Below are 14,253 nucleotides of genomic sequence, written 5' to 3'. Positions count from 1 at the left end.
ATGTCCGGGACGGAGCAGGGTGCCGGATCTCGACATCCACGAGGACGCGGATGGGGAGGAGCTTAACCAAGGGCTCCCGACGGCACCCTGCCCCGCCCGCGCGCCCGAGGGGAGCTCAGGCCGCTGAGCGCTGCTCGATCGGACGCCGGCGCAGCGCCGGGGTGAGGATCGCAGGCGTGCGGTGCTCCTGATCCATGCGGCCCACCCCCGTGCCGGGCGCGACGATCTCGTCGATGCGGTCCAGGACGTCCTCCGAGAGGGTGACCTCCGCCGCGGCCAGGGAGTCCTCCAGCTGGTCCATCGTCCGCGGGCCGATGAGGGCGGCGGTGACGCCGGGATGCGAGATCACGAAGGCCAGAGCCATGTGCGTCAGCGAGAGACCGCTCGCCTCGGCGAGGGCGTGGAGCTCCTCCACGGCGTCGATGCGACGCTCGTCGCGGAGCGCGGCGAACATCTGGGTGCGACGGAGATCGCTGGTCTGCCCGCGCCGGACCCGCCCGGTGAGCATGCCGCTCGAGAGCGGGCTCCAGATGACGGTGCCCATGCCGTAGCGCTCCGCCACCGGCAGCACCTCGTTCTCCACCGCGCGGTCCAGCAGCGAGTAGTGCGGCTGCTCGGTGCGGAAGCGCTCGAGGCCGCGAGCCTGCGCCGCCCACTGGGCCTCCACGATCTCGGAGGCGGGCATGTCCGAGGTGCCGATCGCACGGACCTTGCCGCTGCGCACCAGATCGGTGAGCGCCGACAGCGTCTCCTCGATGTCGGTGCCCGGGTCGGGCCGGTGCATCTGGAACAGGTCCAGGTGGTCGGTCCCGAGACGACGCAGCGAGTTCTCGACCGCCGTCATGATCCATCGGCGGGACCCGCCGGCCCGGTTCGGGTCCTCGCCGAGCGGGCGCCCGAACTTGGTGGCGAGGACGACCTCGTCGCGACGCCCCACGAGGGCGCGGCCGAGCATCTCCTCGGAGTCCCCGTAGACGTCGGCCGTGTCGATGAGGTTGATGCCGGCGTCCAGCGCGCGGTGGACGATGCGGGTGACGTCCTCCTGGGCGCCGTTGGCCAGCGGGTGCGAGGAGAGCATCATCGCCCCGAGGGCGAAGGGGGAGACCTGGATGCCGGTGCGGCCCAGAGGGCGGTGCTTCATGGGGGACTCCTGATGTCGGGGCCGAGACGGTCTAGACTCGGCGAAACGGAACCTGCGTCCACAACGATACGGAACGCAGTTCCGTTTGTCGAGAGGAGTTCGAGAGCATGACCGACGAGCCGACGCCCGCACCCCGGCGCCGACGTGCGGACGCCCAGCGCAACGAGAACGCGGTGCGGGAGGCCGCGAAGGCGGTGTTCGCCGAGGTCGGCGTCGATGCCCCCATGCGTGACATCGCGGCCCGCGCAGGAGTCGGGGTGGGCACGATCTACCGCAGCTTCCCTCAGCGCTCGGACCTGATCATCGCGGTGGTCCGGCAGGAGCTCGAGGCGGCCGCGGAGGATGCCGTCAGGCTCGCGGGCTCGTATCCGCCGCCCGAGGCGCTGCGCCGCTGGACGGGGAGCCTGCGCCGGTTCCTCGAGACCAAGCGGGGGATCGCCGCGGCCCTGCACTCGGGCGACCCCGCCTACGAGAACCTGCCCGGCCAGCTCCTGGTGGTGGTGGCGCCTCCGGTCCAGGACATCCTCGACGCGGGAGCGGCCGACGGCTCCCTCCGGGGCGGGATCCGGGCCGGTGACCTGATCCATGCCCTGCTGCGGCTGAGCGATGCCGACCGCGCCGTCGAGCGTGACGACGCCGATGCCTCGCGCATGGTCGAGGTGCTCCTCGACGGCCTCGCCGCCCCGTCGGCCGCTCACGGGCACGGCCACGCTGCCGGGTGACGATCCTGAGGGCCCCGGGCAACGACGAAGCCCCCTGGCGGACCAGGGGGCTTCGTGGCGGTGGCTCCGACCGGCGTCGATCCGGTGACCTTTCGATTTTCAGTCGAACGCTCTACCAACTGAGCTACAGAGCCGTGGTCGCGCGGGGCGACCGAGGACAAGGTTAACAGTCCCTGCCCGGTGCTCCCAACCCGCGGGCAGGTGTGAGAGGCACGCCACGGCTGCTGACCGGCTCGGGTCGGGAGTCGGTCAGGAGACCTGGATGATCGTCTTGCCGAGGTTCCGGCCCCGCAGCATGCCGGTGAACGTCTCGGGCGCCCGGTCCAGGCCCTCGGTGACGTCCTCGGTGTACTTCACCCTCCCGGAGGCGACCCAGTCGGTCATGTCGCGCAGGAAGTCGGCGAACATGCGAGGGGCGAACTCGCGCTGGATGAAGCCGCGCAGGGTGAGGCTCTTGGCGAGCACCGTGCCCATCAGCCGGCCGCTGCGGTCGGGGCCCTCGGGCAGGGAGGTCGCGTTGTAGTTCGCGGCGAGCCCGCACACGGGCACGCGGGCGAACTCGTTCAGCTGCGGGAGCACGGCGTCCCAGACGGCCCCGCCCACGTTCTCGAAGTACACGTCGATCCCGTCGGGCGCGGCCTGGGCGAGCCGGCCGGCCAGGTCCGGGGCGCGATGGTCGAGCGCGGCGTCGAAGCCCAGCTCGTGCAGCTCGGAGAGCTTGCGCTCGCCGCCGGCGATGCCGATCGCGCGGGCTCCGTGGATCCTGGCGATCTGGCCGACGGCGGACCCGACGGGGCCGGTGGCCGCGGCGACCGCGACGGTCTCCCCGGGCTGGGGCCTCCCGATCGCGAGCAGGCCGGCGTAGGCGGTGAAGCCCGGCATGCCGAGCACGCCCAGGGCGGTGGTGACCGGGGCGGCGTCCGGGTCCAGGCGGCGCAGTCCCGTCGCGTCCTCGACGCTGTACTCCTGCCAGCCGCCGTAGCCGAGCACGGTGTCGCCGGGGGTGAGCCCGTCGGCCGCGGACTCGACGACCTCGGAGACTGTCCCGCCCACGATCACGTCCCCGACCTCCATCGGCGCGGCGTAGGACTTCGCGGCGCTCATGCGACCTCGCACGTACGGATCCAGGGAGAGGTAGCGGGTGCGCAGCAGGACCTGGCCGGGGCCGGGGGAGGGGACCTCGACGGCGTCGTGGACGAAGTCGTCGGCGGTGGGCTCGCCGTGCGGGCGCGCGGCGAGGCGGATGCGATGGTTCAGTGCGGTGGTGCTCATGCCTCGAGCGTAGGACCGCGGCGCCGGGCGTGGCCCGGGACGGCCCTGTGAGGGGTCCGACAGCGCGACGGGGAATGCGGAAGGCCCCGGAACGATGTTCCGGGGCCTTCCGTGGGGGCGACCCTGACCGGGCTTGAACCGGCGACCTCCGCCGTGACAGGGCGGCACTCTAACCAACTGAGCTACAGGGCCATGCGAGGACTTGCTGGGTCTCGCGGCGTCTCACGCTCTCGCGCTTCGACCTGGACAACTCTACCGGACGTTCTCGGGACTCTGCACCACTGGGGCTGTGAGCCGCCTCGCACTTCCGTTCCCCCTGGTCCCCGTGCTTCCGCGAGGTCCTGGGAGAGTACCCCCAACGGGATTCGAACCCGTGTCGCCGGCGTGAAAGGCCGGTGTCCTGGGCCACTAGACGATGGGGGCCCGAGCGGCGCACCGCCCGGCGTAGAGCATACCCATCCGACGCCCGTTCCGCCCCCGGGTTCTTCGTCGATGCGTCCTATCCGACATCCCTTCCCGAGGCCCGCGCGCGGGTCGCGGACGTGCGCCCTCTCACCCCCGCGGCGCGCGCGGTGCGTGGTTCGATGGCTGCATGATCCGCATCAGCCGCGAGGAGTTCGAGGAAGCGGTCGACGACGCCCTCGACTCGCTGCCCGAGGAGATCGCGCGCGCCATCGCCGAGGCGAACGTCGCGATCCTCGTCGAGGAGGAGCCCTCCCCCGAGCAGTCCGGCGGCAGGGACCTGCTGGGCCTGTACGAGGGGATCCCGCTGGACCGGCGCAGCGTCTTCGACGGCTATGCGCAGCCGGACAGGATCTTCGTCTTCCGCGGGCCGCTGCAGCGCATCGCCGTCTCCCGCGAGCACCTGGTCCGGGAGATCGCCGTGACCGTGCTGCACGAGCTGGGCCACCTCTTCGGCATCAGCGACGAGCGGCTCCACGACCTCGGCTGGGGCTGAGGGGCCCGACCACGGGCGATGACGCTCAGACCTGGTCGGTGTCGAGGTCGGTGATCCCGGCCTCGTGGGCGATGATCGCGATCTGCACCCGGTTGGTGCAGTCGAGCTTCGCGAAGATCTTCGAGACGTGCGCCTTCACGGTCGCCTCGCTCATGAACAGCCGCATCCCGATCTGCGCGTTGGAGAGCCCCGCCCCCACCGCGCCGAGCACCTCGGTCTCCCGCTCGGTGAGCTGCTCGAGCCCTGGATGGCGCTCCTGACGGCTGCCCGGGTTCGAGTCCGAGAAGTGCGAGAGCATGCGTCGCGTGATGGTGGGGGAGAGCATCGCGTCCCCGCCGGCGACCACGTGCACCGCCCGCGCCAGGTCCTGGGGCGGGGTGTCCTTGAGCAGGAACCCGCTGGCCCCGGCCTCGAGCGCCTGGAACACGTACTCGTCCATGTCGAAGGTGGTGAGCATGATGATCTTGGGCGGGTTCGGCAGGGCGCACACCGCCTCGGTCGCCGCGATCCCGTCGAGCTTCGGCATCCGCACGTCCATCAGCAGCACGTCCGGCCGGTGCTTCTGCACCAGGGTGACCGCCTCGGCGCCGTCGTCCCCCTGCCCCACCACCTCGATGCCGGGATCCGCGCCCAGGATCATCGCCAGCCCGGCCCGCACCAGGGAGTCGTCGTCGATCAGTCCTACGCGCGTCACGTCGCCGTCGGCCACGGGATCACCGCCCTCACTTCGAAGCGTCCGTCATCGGTGGGGCCCGACGTGATGGTCCCGCCCGCATGCGACACGCGGGTCTCGATCCCCGACAGTCCCATCCGGGCCCCGGGCAGATCCGTCGTGAACCCCTTGGGAAGCACATTACTGACCTCGATCACCAGCTCGGTGCCCGGCTCGCCGATCAGCGCCACCCGCGCCTTGGTGTGCAGGGCGTGCTTGTGGATGTTCGTCAGCCCTTCCTGCACCACCCGGTAGGCGGTGCGCGCCAGCTGGTCCGGGACCTCGTCGTCGATGAAGTCGAACAGGTCCACCGAGATGCCCGCGTCCTTCGAGACGGTCACCAGGCGCCGTACGTCCTCCCAGGTCGGCTGCGGCGCGAGCGGTGCCTCCTCGCCGTCGCCTCGCAGCACGCCGAGCACCTCCCGCAGCTCCGAGAGCGCCGTCGTGGCGGTCTGGCGGATCAGCCCCGCGGACTGCTGGACCTGCTCGCGCTCGAGGGTCGGGTTCACCTCGAGCGCCCCGGCCTGCAGGGCGACCAGCGAGATCTTGTGGGCAACGATGTCGTGCATCTCGCGGGCGATCCGGGTGCGCTCCGCGCGGCGTGCCTGCTCCTCGGCCGTGGCCCGGCCGGACTCCGCCTGCTCGGCGCGCTGGCGCAGCTGCGCCAGCAGCGCCCGACGGGTCGAGGTGTACATGCCGGTCGCGGCCGAGGCGGCGACGACCAGCGTGATGAGCACGAGCCCGGTGAGCCCCAGGGCGGGGCCTGCGCCGGACCACAGCCGGGTGGTGGGCACCGCGCCCGTCAGCACCGCGAGCACGGCGACCAGCAGCGTGAGCAGACGATGAGTGCTGCGGGTGGCGTAGCAGTAGACGGCGATCACCAGCACGGAGAGCGACATGATCGGTGCGTTCAGGACCAGCAGCACCGGCAGCAGCCACCGCCAGTGCCGATGTCGCAGCAGCAGGGCGCCGCCGAGCACCAGCAGGAGGCCCGTGCTCCACAGGTCGGCGGTGGAGGTCGCGAAGACCAGCAGCAGGGCCGCCTCGAGCACGATCACGACGAGGATCAGCGCCTCCTGCCAGCGATGTCGTCGCGGCGCTCCCAGCTCTTCCACGCCCTCACTGTATCGGCGCGGCGCCGCGGGACCCGTTCCGCGACGGCTGCCGCGCCTCGGCCGTCCCCAGGGTCGCCCGTGGGATCGACGGAGGTCTGCCCCCTCGTCCTCCCGGCGGACCCGGAGGGCGACCTTCGTCGTCGCGCCCATGGCCCCGGGTCGCTGGTCCGGCGACCGCACGCGGGAGGAGTCTCGTGCCATGACCTCCACGACCGATTCCGCCGCCGCCGGCACCGCCCTCGAGGTGCGGGCCCTGACCAAGCGCTACGGCGCCCGCGCCGCCGTCGAGGACCTGAGCTTCGTGTGCGCCCCCGGGACCGTGACCGGCTTCCTCGGCCCCAACGGCGCCGGCAAGTCCACCACCCTGCGCATCCTCACCGGACTCGCCCGCGCGGACGAGGGCGAGGCCCTCGTGGGAGGGAGGGCCTTCCGCGGCCTCGCGCAACCGGCGCGCACCATCGGCGTGATGCTGGACGCCCGTGCGCTGCACAACGGCCGCACCGGGCTGGAGACGCTGCGGCTGACCGCTCGCACCGTCGGCATGCCCGCCTCGCGGGCCGACGAGGTGCTGGAGACGGTCGGGCTGGGGGAGGCCGGGGCCAAGCGCGTGGGCGGCTACTCCTACGGCATGCGCCAGCGGCTCGGGATCGGCGTCGCCCTGATCGGCGACCCCGCCGTGCTGGTCCTCGACGAGCCCGCGAACGGTCTGGACCCCGAGGGGATCCGCTGGATGCGTCGGCTGCTGCGCTCCTTCGCCGACGCCGGCGGCACCGTGCTGCTGTCCAGCCACCAGCTGCGCGAGGTCGAGGCGACCGTGGACCGCCTGGTGGTCATCTCCCAGGGACGCCTCGTGCGCGAGGGCACCCTCGAGGAGCTCACCGGCGTGGCGGGCACCCGGGTCGGCGCCCTGGACCTGCCTGCGCTGCGCGCCGCCCTGGACGCCCAGGGCATCGCCCACGAGGAGCGCGGCGGCGGCGAGCTCATCGTGAGCCTCGCCCCCGAGGACATGGGCCGGCTCGCCCTGCGCGAGCAGCTGGTGCTCACCTCCCTGGCCGAGAGCCACGGCACGGACCTCGAGGAGGTCTTCTTCACCCTCACCGGTCAGCACGAGGGCGATGCACCTCGCGGCGCGCCCGGTGCCGCCACCGCGCCCGCCGCGTCCGACCACGCCCCGGCACCGATCCGCTGACCCGGTCCCACCCGGCACGACCACCGGCCCGACCCGACCCAGGAGTCCCCATGCGACCCGACATCGACCTCCGCAGCTTCTTCGACACCCGCGGCACCGCGATCCTGCTGACCCTGTCCCTGCTGGCCGTGGTCGGCTTCGCCGCCCTCGGCGGTCTGATCCAGCCCGTGGTGATGCCTGACGGGACCTCGGACCTCGAGCTGACCGTCTTCGTGCTCTCCCTCCCGCTGAGCCTGATCATCCCGGTGCTGGCCGTGCTGATCACCGCCGGGGAGTGGTCCGACCGCTCGATCCAGAACACCCTGCTGCAGCGTCCCGGCCGCACCGCGGTGCTGGGCTCGAAGGTGCTCACCGCGGTCGTCGTGGTCGCCGTGCTGGTGGCGCTGTCCGTCGGCCTCGCGGCCGTGACCACCTGGATCGGCGGGGAGGTGCTGGGCGAGGGTGCGATCCTCGCCAGCATCGACGGGGTCATGACCACCCAGCTGCCGGTGCTGGGGGCGGCCCTGCTGTTCTCGCTGGCGATGGGGATCGTGCTGCAGTCCACCGTGCTCGGCCTGGTCGCCGCGATCGGCCTCCCCGTCGTCGTCTCCACGGCGGGCACCATCGCGATGGCCGTCGGCTCCCAGGGCCTCGCGGACGTGATCCGCGCCGTGGACCTGCAGTCCGCGCTGGTCGCCCTGGCGAGCGGCGAGGGGACGGCCCTCGAGCTGGTGCCGCTGCTGCTGCTCGTGGCGGTGCCGACGGCCCTGGGCGTGCAGCGCTGGAGGGTGCGCGAGGTCGGATGACCGGGAGGCGGTCCGGGGCGGCGCGGGGCCTAGGATGGCCGGACCGCGTCCGCCCCGGCGGTCCCGCCCTTCCTCGCCCGGACAAGGATTCCCGTATGGCCACCGCTGCCCGTCCCCGCCGCCTGCTCGCCCGTCTCGCCGCCGCGGCGGCAGCGTCGCTCCTGGTGCTGAGCGGATGCACCATCGGCGACGGCCGATCCGGGAGCGAGGGCTCGGACGACGGCGGCGCTGCGGACGCCCCGGGGGCCGAGGAGGACGCCTCCGATCGCGAGGAGCTCGGCACCTCGGCCGCGACCGATCTGCCCGCCGACCCCGCGGAGGACCCCGCCTATGCGGAGTACTACGCACAGGAGATCGAGTGGGGGCCGTGCGAGGGGGTCGCGGCGCTGCGGGTCGAGTGCGCCACCCTCACCGTGCCCCTGGCCTGGGACGACCCGGCCGCCGGCGACATCGAGCTCGCGGTGGGCCGTATCGCGGCGACCGGGGAGCGTGCCGGTGCCCTGGTCACCAACCCCGGCGGCCCGGGCGTCTCCGGGGTGAACTACCTCGAGAGCATGCCCTACCTGATCTCCGAGGAGGTCGCCGAGGCCTACGACCTGATCGGCTTCGACCCCCGTGGCGTGCAGCGCTCCGCCGGCGTCGAGTGCCTGGACGACGAGGAGACCGACGAGTACCTCTCCGACACGGCGGAGATGGGCTCCACCGAGTCCGACGAGCTCGGCGAGAAGTGGGCGGCCCGCGTCGCCGAGTCCTGCGAGGCGAACTCCGGGGACGTGCTGCCCTATCTCGACACCTACTCCTCCGCGCGCGACATGGACGTGCTGCGCGCCGCGCTCGGCTCCGAGCAGCTCGACTACCTGGGCTATTCCTACGGGACCTACCTCGGTGCCAGCTATGCGGACCTGTACCCGCAGCGGGTGGGGCACTTCGTGCTCGACGGCGCCGTGGACCCCACGCTCACGCGCGAGCAGTACGCCGCCGGGCAGGCGGAGGGCTTCGAAGGGGCTGTCGAGGCCTTCCTCGCCGACTGCCTCGAGGCGGGGGAGGGGTGCCCGTTCCACGGCACCGTCCCGGAGGCGGCGCAGCAGCTGCGCGACCTCCTCGACGGGATCGACGCCGAGCCGCTGAGCACGGCGGACCCGCAGCGGCAGCTCACGGGAGCCCTCGCCCGCGGGGCGGTGCTGACCCTGATGTACGAGGACGGCCTGTGGGAGCAGGGGCGCGATGCGCTCGCCGGAGCCATGGAGGATGACGGCACCGTGCTGCTGAGCATCTCGGACCGCTCCAACGAGCGCTCGCTGGACGGCACCTACCGCACCAATGCGACCTTCGCGATCGCCGCGGTGAACTGCCTCGATCGTCCTGGGCCCGCCGACGAGGAGGCCGCCGAGCAGCAGGCGCAGAGGGTCGCGGAGGAGTTCCCGACCTTCGGGCCGATGCTGGGCGGCGACGGCTGCGCCCGCTGGCCGGAGCCGCCCGTGCGCGAGCCCGCGCCGATCGCGGCCGAGGGATCCGGACCGATCGTGGTCATCGGCACCACCGGCGACCCCGCCACCCCCTATCCGTGGGCGGAGGGTCTCGCCGAGCAGCTCGAGGAGGGCGTGCTGCTGACCTTCGAGGGCAACGGACACACCGCCTACGGGCGCTCCGGCGGCTGCATCGAGGAGCAGGTCGACGCGTACCTGCTCCTGGACACGGTGCCGACGGACGGGCTCCGCTGCTGACGACGGTCCGCTGCCCGCGCTGCCGCGCACCGGCCTCGTGCGACCTCGTGCCCCTCCCCGGTGGGGCCGACGGGGAGCACGGGCGGGGCGGAGGGCCGCCGCCGGGGCTCAGGGCATCTCCCTCTCAGGGGAGTCGATGCCCGCGCGCAGCTCGGACCAGCGCCCGCGGGTGAAGTCGGGCATCTCGATCACGGCGCCGTCCTGGTCGATGGACCGCCCGCTCAGCGGCACCGGTGCGCACCAGGTCGCGGAGTCGTAGACGTCGATGTCCGGGACCAGGCCCCGGCGGATGCACTGCACGAAGCGCCACTGCAGGAGGTGGTCGGTCCCGCTGTGGCCGCCGCCGGCCTCCGCGTCGTCCCCGACTCGGCGCCACAGCCAGTGGTCGAACTCCTGCCGGTACGCGTCGAAGGGGCGCCAGAGGTGGTCGCCGTGATCCGGCTCGGTGTAGATCCGGGCGCCGGACTCGCCGACGGCCACGAAGTCCTCGAGCACGCCCCGGGTCCCGCCGAGCGAGTTGATCCGGCTGTAGGGGCGCGGTGAGGAGACGTCGTGCTCGGTGCGGATCACGCGCCCCAGCTCGGTCTCGTGCAGGCAGGTGACCAGGTCGCCGGCCACGTAGGTCTCGTCCCAGGAGGGGTGGTCCCGGGGCATGAAGCGCTCGCGGTAGTCCGCGAGGGCCCTGGCGGCCGTGGCGGTGGCGCGGATCGTGGTGATGCGGTCGCCGCGGTTGACGTCCATCGCGTTGGCGATCGGGGCCAGGCCGTGCATCGCGTAGAAGGACCGGTTGTGGGTGGTGTGCCAGGTGCGACGCCAGTGGTCGGTGTAGTAGTTCTCGTCGAACAGGAGCGCGCGCAGGTCGTGCAGGTAGCCGCCGTGCCCGGTGGTGACCTCGCCGAACAGGCCGGCGTGGGAGGCGCGGGCCATCGCCAGCTCGTTGCGGCCGTAGCAGGTGTTCTCCGCGAGGGAGAGGTGCCGGCCGGTCCGCTCGGAGGTGGCGACCAGGTCCCACATCTCCTCGATCTCGGTCGCGATGGGCAGCTCGACCAGGGCGTTCGCGCCGGCCTCGAGCGCCGCCCTGCCCTGGAGGTGGTGGAACTCCCACGGGGTCGCGATGTACACGAGATCGAGCTCGACGGCGTCGAGCATCTCCTGGAACGAGGTCTCGGAGCCTCCGAACTCGAGCGGGCGCTCGGCACCCTCGGCCTCGAGGGCGTCGGCGGTGGTTCTCGCGCGGTCGGCGCGGATGTCGCAGACGGCGTCCACGGAGGCGCCGGGCACGGTGGTCCAGCCGGTCGCCATCGTGCCGCCGCGGGCACCCAGTCCGATCAGGCCGATGCGCACGATGTCGCGCTGCTCGTAGGGGACGCCGATCATCGAGGCCCGGCCCGGGACGGGGGCCTCGGCGCTCCTCCCGGCCGGGCCCGGTGCCTGACCTGGTGCCTGACCCGGTGCCGGACCCGGGGCCTCACCCGGTGCCTGAGCCGGGGCCCGTGCCCGAGCCGGTGCGGCGGTCGCCGACGGCGCCGTTATCGCGCCGCCGGCTCCGAGGCCGGTCAGTCCGGCACCGGTGAGCAGCGTCCGTCGGGAGGGGCGGGGGTGCGGGGGCATGCAGGGTCACCTCGGCGAGATCGTCTCCCCACATCGGCCTCGATGCAGGGCCTCGGCCGCGGCGTGTGCGGACCGGGGGCGTGACGACCCTCTCACCCTGCGCGGGCGACGGGCAAAAGCTCGCGTGCGGAGGAGCTGGCCGGTCTGCGCGCTCGGACGGCGCACTCCGGGCCCTCGGTCAGCCTCCCGGGCCTCCTCCTGGTCGGCCCCCGCCGACCTCGCTGTCGACCTCGCAGTCGGGCCCGCCGCCGACCTCGCTGTCGGTCCCGCCGTCAGCCACCCCGTCGCTCCGCCGGTCCGGCGTGACGGGGATCGCGCACCGAGGCTTTGCGCCCGCCGCCCTGCGTCCCGTAGAGTGATCCGGTCCGCCGCGTGACCGGCGGAAACGCCGCCTTAGCTCAGTCGGTAGAGCGATTCACTCGTAATGAATAGGTCAGGAGTTCGATTCTCCTAGGCGGCTCGGCGCGCTCGAGGGCCCCGTTCCTGTGGTTGCACAGGGGCGGGGCCCTCGTCGATCCCGGGTCCCGGGCGCCCGGGCCAGCCGCCGTCCCCAGGTGCAGGGCTCAGCTGCCGTCTCCATGTGCGGGCCCCAGGTGCCGGCCTCAGGTGCCGGGCTCAGATGCCGAGCTCAGGTGCGGGGCCCGAGTGCCGTGCCTCAGGCCTCCGGCGGCGTCTCAGGCCTCCGGCGGCTGGGGCGGCTGCGCGAGGCCCCGCTCGAACGCGCTCAGCGCGATCTGCAGCCGTGAGGTGCACCCGAGCTTGGCCATCAGCGAGGAGACGTGCGATTTCACGGTCGACTCGGACAGGGACAGCGCGCGGGCGATCCCGGCGTTCGACTCCGCGGCGCACAGCAGGCCCAGCACCTCGACCTCGCGCTCGGTGAGCCCCAGGTCCTCCCGCGAGCGCTCGACGGAGGCGCCGACGACGGTCGAGGAGGTCCCCACGGCGGCCGAGGCGGTGATCTGCGCGGCCAGCTGCGGGGTGAGCACCGTGCCCGCCTCGTCGTGCGCGGCTCGCACCGCAGCGGCCAGGGCGGAGGGGGCCGCGGACTTCAGCAGGAATCCGCACGCCCCGGCGGAGAGCGCCTCGCGCACCTGCTCCTCGGTGCCGAAGGTGGTCATCAGCAGCACCGCGGTGCCGTGATGCCGCGCCCTGACCAGCCGGGTCGCGTCGATGCCGTGCATTCCCGGGAGCATGTGGTCCATGAGCACGACGTCCGCCGGCTGGTGGTCGAGCGCCCGCAGCAGCTCGTCGGCCGTGCCGACCGCCGCCGCGACCTCGAGGTCCTCCGTGCGTGCGAGGTAGCCGCCCAGCGCGTCGCGCACGATCGGGTCGTCGTCGCAGATCATCACCCGTGCGCTCCGGGGGCGCGGGGCGGTCTCGTGGGCGTCGGTCATGTCGGGGCCTCCATCGGCTGCGGGGTGGTGCGGGAAGCGGACGGCGGTGCGGCGTCCTCCGTCCCGTCCCGGGCGGAGGGCGCCCCTGAGGCCGCTGGTGCTCCGGGCGTCGCGGGGGCGGACGCTTCGAGCGGCACGAGCAGACGGGTGAGGAACCAGGGGCCCTCGCGCCGGGTCTCGACCCGGCCGCCGACGGCCGTCAGCCGCTCCCGGACGCCGTCGAGCCCCGCGCCTCCGGCGGGAGCGGGAGCCGGATGCCGTGCGACGCCGTTGCGCACGAGGAGCTCGAGGTCGACCCCCGACGCGGTGCGCTCGGAGCCCGCCCCCTCGTCGGCGCTCCCGCCGTCGGTATCCCCGTCGTCGGTGCCCCCGCCGTCGGCGAACTCCGCGTCGTGCTCCGTCCCCTCGCACCCCGCCGCCGTCACGGAGCGGACCTCGCCCAGCACCGCCACCGGTGCGCCGCGGTCCCCGTGGCGCACCACGTTCGCCTCGAGCTCCCGCAGGCAGCGCTCCAGGATCCCGCTGCGGGAGACGGCCCGTGAGGGCTCGCCGTCGAGCTCGACCCGAGCGGAGAAGCCCTCGGCGGCCAGGCGCAGGCGCATCGCCTCCAGCAGACCGTCGAGGGGGCGGCGGTCCTCGCCTCCGGCCGCGGACGTCGTCGAGATCGGGCTCCTGGCGGTGTCCTCGATCCGCAGGACGTCCAGCAGGTCCCGCAGCTCCAGGGTGCCCTGCCTCGCGGTCGCGGCGATCTGGGCGAAGCGCTGGGCGTCGGCCGCCGCGATGTCCGGGCGACCGGCAGCGCTCTCGGAGAGCATCACCACCCGGGTCATCGCGCGCACCCCGGTGTCGTGGAGCTCGCGCGCGATGGCGCGACGCTGCTCGGCGAGGTCGGAGATCCGGCGCGAGCGCTCGAGGTGGATCCGGTGGGCGAGGCCGCCTCCCCAGGTCCCGGCGAGCACGGCGGTGGTCTCCAGCACCACCCAGAGAAGCGCCTGGGCGACCAGGAACTCGGGGTCGTCGCCGCGCAGCAGGGCGGAGATCGTCGGCGGCAGCAGGTGCCAGGCCGCCATGGCGATCGCGGTGAGCAGGTGCCCGCGGGCGGCGCAGGCGGCGACCGCGACGGGGGAGGCGAGGATCCCCGAGCCGAGGTGCGGGGGACCGTGGCCGATCCCCAGTGTGAGCACCACCCCGACGATCACGGCGCCGGTGACGGGGCGGCGCAGCGAGAAGCCGCCCGCGAGGCTCAGCAGCACCGCGATCACGACCGGGACGGTGCCGGCCGCTGAGGAGATGGGGACCGAGGCGACCAGCAGCAGCAGGGCGACGAGAGCGGCGAGGACCCATCCGCCCGCGGCGCCGTGCCGCGAGCCGACCGCTGTGCTCGCGGGGATCGTCGGTGCCGCGCCCGTGGACCCACTGCCCGTCATCGCGATGCCCACCTCGCAGCGTCCGTCCGCGCGGCGCCCGCCGCCTGACCCCGGCCCGCCGCTGGATACGAGTCGGTCACCGGCGGCGTCACCGGCCCAGGCTATCCGCCCGTCCAGCGATCTCGCAGAGTTTCCGTCGCCGACCTCGCCGGCTCCGACCGCGCGGTCGACCACGACCGGCTCCGCGGCCCGCAGCCCGG

Annotated in this window: 12 protein-coding genes and 4 tRNA genes; 6 read left to right on the top strand and 10 right to left on the bottom strand. The window is 73.5% G+C overall.

All coding sequences use genetic code 11. From position 1 onward, the window contains the following. Positions 1 to 115: 115 nt before the first annotated feature. Entirely contained in the window at positions 116 to 1,141 is a 1,026-nt protein-coding gene (locus tag ACT3SP_RS16495) for an aldo/keto reductase (RefSeq protein ID WP_444588386.1), read from the bottom strand. A gap of 107 nt (positions 1,142 to 1,248) precedes the next feature. Here ACT3SP_RS16495 and ACT3SP_RS16490 point away from each other — a divergent pair, with 107 nt between their 5' ends. Beyond that, complete coding sequence (locus ACT3SP_RS16490) at positions 1,249 to 1,863, top strand: TetR/AcrR family transcriptional regulator (RefSeq protein WP_444588385.1); 615 nt, start codon at positions 1,249 to 1,251, stop codon at positions 1,861 to 1,863. A 61-nt stretch (positions 1,864 to 1,924) separates the two neighbouring features. Here ACT3SP_RS16490 and ACT3SP_RS16485 read toward each other — a convergent pair. The 4 genes from ACT3SP_RS16485 to ACT3SP_RS16470 form a co-directional block, all read right to left on the bottom strand. Beyond that, positions 1,925 to 1,997 (bottom strand) — tRNA-Phe (locus ACT3SP_RS16485). 115 nt (positions 1,998 to 2,112) lie between these two features. Beyond that, on the bottom strand, positions 2,113 to 3,135 hold the full coding sequence (locus ACT3SP_RS16480) for an NADP-dependent oxidoreductase (RefSeq protein ID WP_444588384.1): 1,023 nt from the start codon (positions 3,133 to 3,135) through the stop codon (positions 2,113 to 2,115). A gap of 118 nt (positions 3,136 to 3,253) precedes the next feature. Continuing rightward, positions 3,254 to 3,327, bottom strand: a tRNA-Asp gene (locus tag ACT3SP_RS16475). 158 nt (positions 3,328 to 3,485) lie between these two features. Continuing rightward, positions 3,486 to 3,558: transfer RNA gene (locus ACT3SP_RS16470), tRNA-Glu, on the bottom strand. A 169-nt stretch (positions 3,559 to 3,727) separates the two neighbouring features. Here ACT3SP_RS16470 and ACT3SP_RS16465 point away from each other — a divergent pair. Then, positions 3,728 to 4,093, top strand: a complete 366-nt coding sequence (locus ACT3SP_RS16465; RefSeq protein ID WP_444588383.1) for a metallopeptidase family protein — start codon at positions 3,728 to 3,730, stop codon at positions 4,091 to 4,093. A 25-nt stretch (positions 4,094 to 4,118) separates the two neighbouring features. Here ACT3SP_RS16465 and ACT3SP_RS16460 read toward each other — a convergent pair whose 3' ends face one another. Both ACT3SP_RS16460 and ACT3SP_RS16455 read right to left on the bottom strand, forming a co-directional pair. Further along, complete coding sequence (locus tag ACT3SP_RS16460) at positions 4,119 to 4,787, bottom strand: response regulator transcription factor (RefSeq protein ID WP_444588382.1); 669 nt, start codon at positions 4,785 to 4,787, stop codon at positions 4,119 to 4,121. Then, positions 4,784 to 5,920: a sensor histidine kinase gene (locus ACT3SP_RS16455; protein ID WP_444588381.1), complete on the bottom strand. Its 1,137-nt coding sequence runs from the start codon at positions 5,918 to 5,920 to the stop codon at positions 4,784 to 4,786. Before ACT3SP_RS16455 ends, ACT3SP_RS16460 begins: the two co-directional genes overlap by 4 nt. A 199-nt stretch (positions 5,921 to 6,119) precedes the next feature. Here ACT3SP_RS16455 and ACT3SP_RS16450 point away from each other — a divergent pair, with 199 nt between their 5' ends. The 3 genes from ACT3SP_RS16450 to ACT3SP_RS16440 all read left to right on the top strand — a co-directional run bounded on the left by ACT3SP_RS16450 (position 6,120) and on the right by ACT3SP_RS16440 (position 9,618). Then, positions 6,120 to 7,109: an ABC transporter ATP-binding protein gene (locus ACT3SP_RS16450; protein ID WP_444588380.1), complete on the top strand. Its 990-nt coding sequence runs from the start codon at positions 6,120 to 6,122 to the stop codon at positions 7,107 to 7,109. A gap of 50 nt (positions 7,110 to 7,159) precedes the next feature. Then, the gene (locus tag ACT3SP_RS16445) at positions 7,160 to 7,894 is read left to right on the top strand and encodes an ABC transporter permease (RefSeq protein WP_444588379.1); all 735 of its coding nucleotides are present in this window, start codon (positions 7,160 to 7,162) and stop codon (positions 7,892 to 7,894) included. 95 nt (positions 7,895 to 7,989) lie between these two features. Then, on the top strand, positions 7,990 to 9,618 hold the full coding sequence (locus tag ACT3SP_RS16440; protein WP_444588378.1) for an alpha/beta hydrolase: 1,629 nt from the start codon (positions 7,990 to 7,992) through the stop codon (positions 9,616 to 9,618). A gap of 108 nt (positions 9,619 to 9,726) precedes the next feature. Here the strand turns inward: ACT3SP_RS16440 and ACT3SP_RS16435 are convergent, their stop codons facing one another. Then, the gene (locus tag ACT3SP_RS16435) at positions 9,727 to 10,995 is read right to left on the bottom strand and encodes a Gfo/Idh/MocA family protein (RefSeq protein ID WP_444588377.1); all 1,269 of its coding nucleotides are present in this window, start codon (positions 10,993 to 10,995) and stop codon (positions 9,727 to 9,729) included. Between the two features lie 621 nt (positions 10,996 to 11,616). On the opposite strand from ACT3SP_RS16435, the gene ACT3SP_RS16430 reads away from it, so the two are divergent. After that, positions 11,617 to 11,689 (top strand) — tRNA-Thr (locus ACT3SP_RS16430). A 214-nt stretch (positions 11,690 to 11,903) separates the two neighbouring features. Here ACT3SP_RS16430 and ACT3SP_RS16425 read toward each other — a convergent pair. Both ACT3SP_RS16425 and ACT3SP_RS16420 read right to left on the bottom strand, forming a co-directional pair. Next, positions 11,904 to 12,626: a response regulator gene (locus tag ACT3SP_RS16425; protein WP_444588376.1), complete on the bottom strand. Its 723-nt coding sequence runs from the start codon at positions 12,624 to 12,626 to the stop codon at positions 11,904 to 11,906. Next, positions 12,623 to 14,053, bottom strand: coding sequence for a histidine kinase (locus ACT3SP_RS16420; RefSeq protein WP_444588375.1), 1,431 nt, complete (start codon positions 14,051 to 14,053; stop codon positions 12,623 to 12,625). Before ACT3SP_RS16420 ends, ACT3SP_RS16425 begins: the two co-directional genes overlap by 4 nt. Between the last annotated feature and the right edge of the window lie 200 nt (positions 14,054 to 14,253).

It is taken from the genome of Brachybacterium sp. AOP43-C2-M15, from assembly GCF_052446295.1.
Taxonomy (GTDB): Bacteria; Actinomycetota; Actinomycetes; order Actinomycetales; family Dermabacteraceae; genus Brachybacterium.
Note: the sequence above shows the minus strand (reverse complement) of the source record. Positions and strands in the feature narration are given on the sequence as shown.

Bases quoted from the DNA above. Each gene is read 5' to 3' on its own strand.
- ACT3SP_RS16495 (WP_444588386.1), bottom strand. From the start codon at position 1,141: ATGAAGCACCGCCCTCTGGGCCGCACCGGCATCCAGGTCTCCCCCTTC.
- ACT3SP_RS16490 (WP_444588385.1), top strand. From the start codon at position 1,249: ATGACCGACGAGCCGACGCCCGCACCCCGGCGCCGACGTGCGGACGCC.
- ACT3SP_RS16480 (WP_444588384.1), bottom strand. From the start codon at position 3,135: ATGAGCACCACCGCACTGAACCATCGCATCCGCCTCGCCGCGCGCCCG.
- ACT3SP_RS16465 (WP_444588383.1), top strand. From the start codon at position 3,728: ATGATCCGCATCAGCCGCGAGGAGTTCGAGGAAGCGGTCGACGACGCC.
- ACT3SP_RS16450 (WP_444588380.1), top strand. From the start codon at position 6,120: ATGACCTCCACGACCGATTCCGCCGCCGCCGGCACCGCCCTCGAGGTG.
- ACT3SP_RS16445 (WP_444588379.1), top strand. From the start codon at position 7,160: ATGCGACCCGACATCGACCTCCGCAGCTTCTTCGACACCCGCGGCACC.
- ACT3SP_RS16440 (WP_444588378.1), top strand. From the start codon at position 7,990: ATGGCCACCGCTGCCCGTCCCCGCCGCCTGCTCGCCCGTCTCGCCGCC.
- ACT3SP_RS16435 (WP_444588377.1), bottom strand. From the start codon at position 10,995: ATGATCGGCGTCCCCTACGAGCAGCGCGACATCGTGCGCATCGGCCTG.
- ACT3SP_RS16425 (WP_444588376.1), bottom strand. From the start codon at position 12,626: ATGACCGACGCCCACGAGACCGCCCCGCGCCCCCGGAGCGCACGGGTG.
- ACT3SP_RS16420 (WP_444588375.1), bottom strand. From the start codon at position 14,053: ATGACGGGCAGTGGGTCCACGGGCGCGGCACCGACGATCCCCGCGAGC.